This window comes from Arthrobacter sp. GW822-FHT05G07, assembly GCF_058799755.1.
Map to the genome: position 1 here is coordinate 345,979 of NZ_JBXALT010000007.1, position 8,016 is coordinate 353,994.

Consider the following 8,016-nt stretch of genomic DNA (forward strand, 5'->3'; position numbering starts at 1 on the left):
ATGGCAGCCGGAACTGGATTGGGTTTCTTTTAGGTAAAAGTCATCTTGCGTCAAGGAGATAGGTCGTGTGCTTAGCATTCTGTGATTTTTGTCGCTAACGTCGTGGTTGTGACGAAAACCGCGCGAACCATCACCGCTCTGAAATCCAAGACGACTACGGACATCACCGAGGGACTTCGCTTCGGCCGGTTCCCCATCACGGCCGTGCAGCCGGTGGTTGAGGGTGGCCGTTTCCCGGCGAAGGCTTTGCCAGGCGAGGACCTGGTTGTCGGCGCCACGGTCTTCCGTGAAGGCCATGACCAGCTGGGCGTCTCCGCTGTGCTGCTCGATCCCCGGGGCAAGGAGCGTCAGCGAGTACGCCTGACCCCGGCCCAGGGCGAGCAATGGAAGGGCCTGGATCGCTGGGAGGGCCTGATCACGCCCACCGGCACCGGTGCCTGGTCCTTCGTCATTGAGGCCTGGCATGACCGGTACGGCACTTGGCATCACAACGCCGAGGTCAAGGTAGGGGCCGGCATTGACGTCGAGCTGATGCTCGCCGAAGGCGCTGCCCTCCTCGCGGAAGCCGCTGACGACGACGCCGGGCGCAGCGCTGCGGAGAAGCGCACCTTGCGTGCCGCTTCCGTGGTTCTGGCCGACACCACCAAGACTGCCGAGGAGCGCCTTGGTGCCGGTTTCAGCCCCGAGGTGCTGGCCGCCGTCGGACGCGTTCCGATCCGTGAGTTGGTAACCGTTTCGGAACGTTTCCCGCTGCAGGTGGAACGCGACCTCGCGGGCCGCGGTTCTTGGTACGAGTTCTTCCCCCGTTCAGAGGGTGCCGTGTTGGATCACTCCACCGGCGTGTGGACCTCCGGCAACTTCCGCACGGCAGCCAGGAGGCTCGACGCCGTAGCGGACATGGGCTTCGACATCATTTACCTGCCGCCCATCCACCCGATCGGTTACCAGCACCGCAAGGGGCGCAACAACACGCTGACGCCGGGGCCGCAGGATCCAGGTTCGCCGTGGGCCATCGGTTCCAAGGACGGTGGACATGACGCCATCCATCCGGAACTGGGTACGTTTGAGGACTTTGATGCGTTCGTGGCGCGCGCTAACGAGCTGGGACTCGAAGTTGCCCTGGACCTGGCGTTGCAAGCAGCTCCGGACCACCCTTGGGTGACGTCCAACCCTGAATGGTTCACCACACGCGTGGACGGTTCCATTGCCTACGCAGAGAACCCGCCGAAGAAGTACCAGGACATTTATCCCCTGAACTTCGACAATGACCCGGCCGGCCTTTCCAAGGAAATCCTGCGGATCGTGCAACTGTGGATCAGCCACGGCGTCAAGGTCTTCCGCGTGGACAATCCCCACACCAAGCCTGTGTGGTTTTGGGAATGGCTGATCGGCAAGATTAACAAGAAGAACCCCGAGGTTGTCTTCCTGGCGGAGGCCTTCACACGCCCGCCAATGATGCATGCTTTGGGCCGCGCAGGATTCCAGCAGTCCTACACCTACTTCACCTGGCGGAACACCAAGACTGAGCTGGAGCAGTACTTCCACGAGGTCAGCCATGAGACCGCCGCGTTCTTCCGTCCGAACTTTTTCGTGAACACCCCGGACATCCTCACCGAGTACCTGCAGTACGGCGGCCCGGCAGCGTTCCGCATCCGGGCCGCGTTGGCCGCAACGGCCAGCCCGCTGTGGGGCGTCTACGCCGGTTACGAGTTGTACGAGCACGTGGCCCGTCCGGGAGCCGAGGAGTACATCGACAACGAGAAGTACGAGTACAAGGCGCGGGACTGGGAGGGCGCGGCTGAGTCGGGGCGGACCCTGGCGCCGTACATCACCAGGCTCAACACCATCCGGAAGAACCACCTGGCCCTGGGCGATCTGCAGAACTTGACGCTGCACAGCAGCACGGACGACGCCACGATCGTCTACTCCAAGCACAAAACGCTCCCGGACGGCACCAAGGACACCTTGATCATTGTGGTCAATGTGGATCCCCACAGCACCCGCGAAAGCACGGTGTCCCTGGACTTGGGGGCCCTGCAACTGGACCCCTCTGACTTCAACGAGGACGGCCGGTTCCGCGTGGACGATTTGATCAGTGGCCAGAGCTGGGAGTGGGGCGAGCACAACTACGTCAGGCTGGACGCCCACGTTGAACCGGCACACATACTGAGCATCCGGAGGCAGCCTTAGTGAGTTTTTCTCCGCAGAACCCCAGCCAGTACTTCACTCCGAAGAACACCTTCGAGTTGAACGCCCCAGGTCTCCAGCACGATCCGCACTGGTACCGCAAGGCAGTCTTCTATGAGGTACTGGTGCGGGCCTTTGCGGATGCCAACGGGGATGGTTCCGGCGACTTCCACGGCCTGATCGAGAAACTGGACTACCTCCAGTGGCTGGGTGTCGACTGCTTGTGGTTGCCCCCGTTCTTCCATTCCCCGTTGCGCGATGGCGGTTACGACATCGCGGACTACACGTCCGTGCTGGACGAGTTCGGCACCATCAGCGATTTCAAGCGACTGGTTGCCGAGGCCCACGCCCGTGGCGTCCGGGTGATCATCGATCTGCCGTTGAACCACACCTCGGACCAACATCCTTGGTTCCAGGAGTCACGCAAGGATCCAACGGGTCCCTACGGCGATTTCTACGTGTGGAGCGATACGGATGAGAAATACCAGGACGCACGCATCATCTTCGTTGACACCGAAGAATCCAATTGGACCTTCGATCCCATCCGCCGCCAGTTCTTCTGGCACCGCTTTTTCAGTCACCAGCCAGACTTGAACTTCGAGAATCCCGCCGTCATCGAGGCGCTCTATGACGTAGTCCGCTTCTGGCTGGACCAAGGGATAGATGGCTTCCGCGCCGATGCCATCCCTTACCTGTTCGAAGAGGATGGCACCAACTGCGAGAACCTGCCGGCCACACACGCCTTCCTTCAGGACCTTCGCCGGATGGTGGACTCCAACTATCCGGGCAGGGTGATCATTGCCGAGGCAAACCAACCTCCGCATGAGGTGGTGGAGTACTTTGGCACCGAGGAAGCCCCCGAATGCCACATGGCCTTCCACTTCCCCATCATGCCGCGGCTGTACTACGCCTTGCGGGACCAGAAGGCCGCCCCCATTATCGAGACGTTGCGGAACACCCCGGAGATCCCCAAGGGGGCGCAGTGGGGGACCTTCCTGAGGAACCACGACGAACTGACCCTGGAGATGGTGCCCGCGGAAGAGCGTGCCGCCATGCTCGGCTGGTACGCCCCGGATCCCCGGATGCGGGCCAACATTGGTATCCGACGACGTTTGGCGCCGCTGCTGGATAACTCCCGCTCCGAGATCGAGCTCATCAACGCCTTGCTGCTTTCCCTGCCGGGCAGTCCCTTCCTGTACTACGGGGATGAGATCGGCATGGGAGACAACATCTGGCTCGATGACCGCGACGCCGTCCGTACCCCTATGCAGTGGAACCCCGATCGTAACGCGGGCTTCTCCGGGGCCGATCCGGGCAAGCTTTACCTTCCGGTCATACAGTCGCTGGTTTACAACTACAGCATGGCCAACGTTGAGGCCCAGGCCGCGCACTCAGGTTCGCTGCTGCGCTGGACCCGCCAGATCCTCAGCGTCCGGAAGAACCACCCGGTGTTTGGCCTGGGCGGCTTCCGGCACATCGAGGCGGACCATGAGGTGGTGCTGGCCTACGTCCGGGAACTGCCGACGGGCAACCCGGAAGGGGAGGACGCAGAAACCATTCTGTGCGTCTTCAACCTCTCACAGCACCCCGTGGCAGCCACGCTGGACGTACCTGAGTTTGCAGGCCGTGGCCTGCGCGATATTTTCGGCGGCCAGCCTTTCCCGGCGGTCGGCGACAACGGTCACTTGACCGTGATGCTGGGCAGCCACAGCTTCTATTGGCTGCGGGTCCGCTCGGCATTTTCCAACCCCTCGTCGCCTTTTACCCAGGCGATTCCCGTGGTGACCTCCAAAGGATGAGATGAGCAAGGCAAACTTGAACCCCTCCATTGAAGGACTTCTCCGGAACTGGCTGCCAGGCAAGCGCTGGTTCCCCGTCAAGAGCCCCGACTTCGCGCTCGAGCAGGTGGGCAGATTCAGCCTCCCGGGTACCGGCGCGGAGGCCGGATTGGAAGTTGTGCTGCTGGCGGTAACCCACCGAACTGCCGACGGCGGTTCGCGGACCGACGTCGTCCAGGTTCCGTTGAGTTACCGGAGCCAGCCGCTCACGGATGCTCCCAGTGCGTTGTTGGGCGAGTTCACGGATCCTGACCTTGGCCTGCGGCTGGTATACGACGCCGTCTACGATGCGGATTTTGTGACGGCGTGGCTGGAACTCATGCGCAGTGAAGGAACCGTGGCCGGCGCCCGGGGGCATCTCACCCGTGGCCGCGTCGCGCTTCCAAAAAATCCCACCTCGGTCAAGGTCCTGTCCGGCGAGCAGTCCAACACGTCCGTCATTATCGACGACGGCGATTCGGCAGCGATCGTCAAAATTTTCCGTGTGCTTGCGGCAGGTAAAAATCCCGAAGTCGAACTTGGTGCCGCCCTGACGGCGGCCGGGACTACCGAGGTTCCCGCGACGCTCGGTTGGATAACCGGCTCGTGGGACGGGCCGGCGTCGAACGGTTCCGCAGCGGCCACGGGTGAGCTGACCGTCGCCCACGAATTCCTTCTCGGAGGCCTCGATGCCTGGAGACGGGCAGTGGAGGCAGCCGCAGCCGGCAAGGATTTCACGGCAGAGGCCCGCGGGCTCGGGGCTGCTACTGCCACGGTTCACGCGAGGCTCGCGGAGACGTTCGGAACCCACGACGGCCAGGAACAGGGCCCGGACATCATCGCGACTGTGGCCCGGCGTGTCCGCGGCTCATGGGCCGAAGCCTCGGCCGCCGTCGGGCCCTACGACCACGAGCTCGATGAGCTGTTGTCGGCTCTGGATCCCCGGGACGTCGGCCAGTTGCAACGCGTTCACGGCGACCTCCACCTGGGACAGATCCTTCTGGTTCCCGGCGCTGAGGGGCAGCCGGGACGGTGGGCCATCCTCGACTTCGAGGGCGAGCCGCTCCGGACCATCGATGAACGTAACAGCCCCGATCTTCCCCTGCGGGATGTCACAGGCATGCTGCGGTCGTTCGACTATGCAGCGGGTGCCGCTACGCGCGAAAACGCCCACGCCAACGTGCCCGAGACCTGGGTGGATGATTGCGCCGCCGCGTTCCTTGAGGGTTACAGCGAAGTCACCCCGGGAACCATAGACCGCCGCTCGCCGCTCTTTGTGGCATTGTGGCTGGACAAGGCCTTATACGAGGTTGTTTACGAGTTGCGGAACCGGCCCGACTGGCTGTCAATTCCGGTGAATGCATCCCGACGAATCCTCGACAACACAAGCCGCGGCAAGCATGCGGCAGCTACAGCGGAAGGTAATGACATGACTGGCTCTGCACGCACCGAACGGCCCCGAGTACCCCTGCACGTGGACTCCGAGACCTTGGAACGCGTGGCGGCCGGCGCTTACCACGCGCCGCACTCAGTTCTTGGTGCCCACTTGGACGATCATGGCCACGTCACCATCCGCACCGTGAAGCACCTCGCGAAGTCCGTCGTTGTGGTGACGGAAGCCGGCCGTACTGACATGACCCATGAGGCCCACGGGGTCTGGGTAGCGGTCCTGGAACCGCTGCAGGCAGGCCATGTGCCGGACTACCGTTTGGAAGTGGTGTACGACGCCGAACCCGTCACCATCGATGACCCCTACCACTACCTGCCCACCGTGGGTGAGGTGGACCTGCACCTGATCGGCGAAGGACGCCACGAACGCCTCTGGGATGTCCTCGGCGCGCACGTCCAGCACTATCGCTCGGCCTTGAGCGAGGTGGACGGGGTCTCGTTCGCTGTTTGGGCTCCAAATGCTCAGGCTGTTCGCGTTAAGGGCGACTTCAACGGGTGGGATGGCCGCCAGCACGGGATGCGTTCCTTGGGCTCCTCCGGTGTGTGGGAACTCTTCATTCCCGGGGTTGTAGCAGGGGCGTGCTACAAATACGAGATCCTGACCAAGGCGGGTCAGTGGGTGGAGAAAGCCGACCCGATGGCCTTCGGCACCGAGGTCCCGCCGCTCACAGCCTCCCGTGTGGTGGACGCCAGTTACCGGTTCAAGGACGCGGAATGGATGAATGCCCGTGCCCAGAGGGACCCGCACAACTCGCCCATGAGCGTTTACGAAGTCCATTTGGGCTCCTGGCGGTTGGGCCTTGGCTACAAGGAACTCGCCAAGGAACTTGTGGACTACGTGAAGTGGCTTGGGTTCTCCCATGTTGAGTTCATGCCGGTCGCGGAGCACCCCTTCGGTGGATCGTGGGGCTACCAAGTGACGTCCTACTTCGCCCCGACGTCGCGGTTCGGACACCCGGACGAGTTCCGGTTCCTGGTGGATTCACTGCACCAAGCGGGCATCGGCGTACTCCTCGACTGGGTCCCCGCACACTTCCCTAAGGATTCCTGGGCGCTGGCGCAGTTCGACGGCCAGCCTCTGTACGAGCACTCGGACCCCGCCCTGGGTGAGCACCCCGACTGGGGAACGCTGATCTTCGACTTCGGACGCAGCGAGGTCCGCAACTTCCTTGTTGCCAACGCGCTGTACTGGCTGGAGGAGTTCCACATCGATGGCCTGCGCGTGGATGCCGTGGCCTCCATGATCTACCTGGACTACTCCCGTGAGGAAGGACAGTGGAGGCCCAATAAGTTCGGCGGCCGCGAGAACCTTGAAGCCATCTCCTTCATGCAGGAAGTCAACGCCACCGTCTACAAGTCCCACCCCGGCGCCATCATCATCGCCGAGGAATCAACGGCATTCCCCGGTGTCACGGCGCCCACCAACCACGGCGGACTCGGCTTCGGTCTCAAGTGGAACATGGGCTGGATGCACGACTCGCTCAAGTACATCTCCGAAGACCCCATCAACCGCAAATGGCACCACGGCACCATCACGTTCTCCCTGGTCTACGCCTTCACGGAGAACTTCCTGCTGCCCATTAGCCACGACGAAGTAGTTCACGGCAAGGGATCCATGCTGCGCAAGATGCCCGGTGACCGCTGGCAGCAGCTGGCAAACCTGCGGGCGTTCTTTGCTTATCAGTGGGCGCATCCGGGCAAGCAGCTGATCTTCATGGGCACGGAGTTCGGTCAGGAAGCAGAGTGGTCCGAGCAATACGGACTGGACTGGTTCCTTGCTGAGATTCCTGCGCACCGCGGACTGCAACTCCTGGTCAAGGATCTCAACGAGCTATACACGTCGACGCCTGCCCTGTACCAGCGGGACAACGAGCCCGGCGGTTTCCAGTGGATCAATGGCGGAGATGCCGACCACAATGTTCTGACTTTCATCCGATGGGATGGCGATGGCAAGCCGTTGGTTTGCGCCGTGAACTTCTCGGGCGGTCCCCACAAGGACTACATCCTGGGTGTGCCCGCCGCAGGGGAGTGGACGGAAGTCCTGAACACCGATTCGGAGACATATGGCGGCTCGGGGGTCGGTAACCCGGGATCGTTGAAGGCTTCGACTCCCGGGACTGATGGCCAGCCTGCAGCGCTGACCGTCACGCTCCCTCCGCTCGGCGCTTCCTGGTTCGCGCCGGCTGAGTAGCCACTGTGGACAGGAGGGTCCGGAGCCTTGGCTTCCGGGCCCTCTTCCCTTGGCTCCCGGGGATTTTGCCCGGGAGATGGACTGTGTCGCTGAGGGGTTTTGCCATCCCGCGGAAGTAGGGGTATAGTTAGTACCCGCGCTGCTCCACGAGTAGAGATCGCAAGCTGACAAGAAACCGCAAGGAAAAATCAAGTCACGCTTGCCGATTTGACTCGAAGGGAGACAGCCGGTAAGTTTGAAAAGTTGCTCCGGAGCGATCTAGCTGAGGCTGGTGGTACTGCTTTGGATTAGCGACCTGTTGTTTGAGAACTCAATAGTGTGCCAAGTTTGTTGATACCGATTGTTTTATCAATTGGTTGAATTTATGCTGGA

General features: G+C 62.2%; 3 protein-coding genes. All 3 read left to right on the top strand.

The window, feature by feature from the left end; genetic code table 11:
- The first annotated feature begins 102 nt into the window (after positions 1-102).
- Genes AC1RJY_RS14450 through AC1RJY_RS14460 form a run of 3 tightly spaced genes read left to right on the top strand, consistent with a single transcriptional unit; the run spans position 103 to position 7,644 of the window.
- The gene (locus AC1RJY_RS14450) at positions 103-2,190 is read left to right on the top strand and encodes an alpha-1,4-glucan--maltose-1-phosphate maltosyltransferase (RefSeq protein ID WP_498602592.1); all 2,088 of its coding nucleotides are present in this window, start codon (positions 103-105) and stop codon (positions 2,188-2,190) included.
- Complete coding sequence (gene treS, locus AC1RJY_RS14455; RefSeq protein ID WP_498602582.1) at positions 2,190-3,986, top strand: maltose alpha-D-glucosyltransferase; 1,797 nt, start codon at positions 2,190-2,192, stop codon at positions 3,984-3,986. The genes AC1RJY_RS14450 and treS overlap by 1 nt, the downstream gene beginning before the upstream one ends.
- 1 nt (position 3,987) lies before the next feature.
- On the top strand, positions 3,988-7,644 hold the full coding sequence (locus tag AC1RJY_RS14460) for a 1,4-alpha-glucan branching enzyme (protein WP_498602583.1): 3,657 nt from the start codon (positions 3,988-3,990) through the stop codon (positions 7,642-7,644).
- The last annotated feature ends 372 nt before the right edge of the window (positions 7,645-8,016 follow it).

Coding starts and splice junctions, on each gene's coding strand:
- AC1RJY_RS14460 (WP_498602583.1), top strand. CDS start 3,988: ATGAGCAAGGCAAACTTGAACCCCTCCATTGAAGGACTTCTCCGGAAC.